Source organism: Chrysiogenia bacterium (assembly GCA_020434085.1).
Lineage (GTDB): Bacteria > JAGRBM01 > JAGRBM01 > JAGRBM01 > JAGRBM01 > JAGRBM01.
In genome coordinates this window covers 1-2,079 of record JAGRBM010000460.1, presented here as the reverse complement: position 1 = coordinate 2,079, position 2,079 = coordinate 1, and the positions used below count along the sequence as shown (strand labels likewise).

General features: G+C 64.6%; 2 protein-coding genes. Both read right to left on the bottom strand.

Translation table 11 applies throughout. The features are described from left to right. Window positions 1–487: 487 nt before the first annotated feature. Entirely contained in the window at window positions 488–1,555 is a 1,068-nt protein-coding gene (locus KDH09_15630; protein MCB0221128.1) for an amidohydrolase, read from the bottom strand. Between the two features lie 24 nt (window positions 1,556–1,579). Next, window positions 1,580–2,079: hypothetical protein (locus KDH09_15625; GenBank protein MCB0221127.1), on the bottom strand; the 500-nt coding region annotated here is incomplete at its 5' end.

Genomic DNA, 2,079 nt, shown 5'->3' with positions numbered 1-2,079 from the left:
CCCGCCTACGACGGCGGCCGCTTTTCGCCCTACTGGGACGGCGGCACGGTGCACCTCGCCAACCTCGTCCGCAGCGCCATGCAGGACTGACGGCACGCAGCAGGTCCACGACGCCAGCCGGCATGGGATGGCGAACAATGCGCAGAATCCATGGCTGAAGAAATGGCGTCCCCACGGGGATGCATGCGTTGGCAACCAACTCTGCCAACCACAGTCGAGTTACATCCGAAGGGCCGGGAGAACTGATGGGGTTGGTTACCGCGACCAGCCCAAACCGGCCAAAATCAGGGCCCGCTCACACCGAGAGTTGACGCTCCTGGCGATAACGATCTGATTTGCATGGGAGCCGAACGGGAAGTCCTCGGGGCAATGCGGGAAAGCGTTCAACGGCCCTCGATCTGAATTCTGCCTGACTGCTTCCGGTTCCCCTTGTCCTGCCTAGGCAGGGAGGAATTCCGTTCATATCGCCTTGAGACACCAGCAAGGCTCAGGTCACCGCTTGTGGCATTCCGAGCAGACGGGCGGCGTTGCCGCACTCGATCAGGGCACGGGCTGACGCGGTAAGTCCATCGACCCGACCAAGAAGGCCAACGGGGTCTGGTTCCCCCATGTCGAACGGATAGTCCGTCCCCAGAAGCACGCGTTCAGGCCCCCATGCCTCGATCAGATGCCTGAGCTCCAGCGCGTCGAAAACGACCGTATCGACGTGAACCCGCCGGAGATAGTGCGAAGGCTCCCGGTCGATGTTCTGACGACAGTCGGCGCGTGTCCTCCAGGCATGATCCAGACGACCCCAATAGGCGGGAAGGAACCCGCCACCATGGGCGACCACAAGCTTGAGGTCGGGATGTCGTGCAAGCCAGCCGTCGAAGACAAGATGGCCAAGAGCCAATGCGGACTCCATCGGATGGCCCAGGAGGTTGGGAAAGTAGTGGTCGTCCATGCGCTGGGCGATGCTGGTGCCGATGGGATGCATGAAGAGCACGGCGCCGAGCTCTTCGGCCCGGGCAAACAGGCGCTCAAGCCCCACCCGCGTCAGATCGCGGCCGTTGACGCGGGTATCGATCTCGATCCCCTTCATGCCCAGTTCGGTGACGCAGCGCTCGAGTTCGGCCACGGCCATGCCGGGCTCCTGCAGAGGCACGGTGCCCAACGCGGTGAAGCGGCTTGGATGGCCCTCGGCAAGCGTCGCAATACGCTCATTGATCGTACGCGCGACTTCGCGTCCGGTTTCCGGGGGAAGGTGATAGCCATACTGGAACGGCGCGGGCGAAAGCACCTGGATATCGATCCCCTGCCGCTCCATGTCGGCCAGCCGCACCTCGGGATCGGTGAGCGCCGGCAGTGTCAGGCGGTGCTGCTCGGCATTGATGCGATCGGTCAGGCTCCCGATGGCATCCTGCGCCCCATCGTCGTCGTCGGGCAGGAGCGCCTCGACCTCGGCGACATAGACATGGCAGTGGATATCGATGCGCCTGTTTCTCGCGCCCTTTGCGGAAGCCCTTCCATGGCCATGGCCCTGCTCAGGAGCATGTCGGGCGCAACGAAACAGCATGAGGAGCCTCCGCGTTGCCTGGTGTCAGCCGATGGCGCGCAGCATCAGCGCGCAGTTTCGCCGGCCCATGTGACCGTCAACCTCGGGCGGGCGCCCGTCTCGGACGGCCCTCGCGAAATCGTCGATCTCCCCAAGGTAGGGGTCCGCAGGCTCGAAGGCCATCGCTCCATGGCGGCTCTCCACCGAGCCGGCGCCACCCTCGCTCACCACGTCGCGTCCCACGACCCAGCCTTCGCTGCCGTAGAGTTCGAAGCGCGAGGGGGCATCGATCAGAACCGAGGAGCAGAACTCGGCCGTGGCGCCCGATTCGAAACGCAGCGCGACGACCGCTGTCTCGTCGTGTGGTCCGCCCCACCTCTCCCGCGACAGCACGCTGGCGACTTCGACCACCTCGCCGCAACCCGGCGAGAGAAACCAAAGGATCTGATCGAGCATGTGCGTGCCGACACCCGACATGCTCCACCAGCGCGACATGTCCGGACTTGCCCGCCAGTCGTCGCTCCCATCTTCGCGCCAGCTCCACT

Excerpts from the sequence above, each read along its gene's own strand:
- KDH09_15630 (MCB0221128.1), bottom strand. The coding sequence starts at position 1,555 with ATGCTGTTTCGTTGCGCCCGACATGCTCCTGAGCAGGGCCATGGCCAT.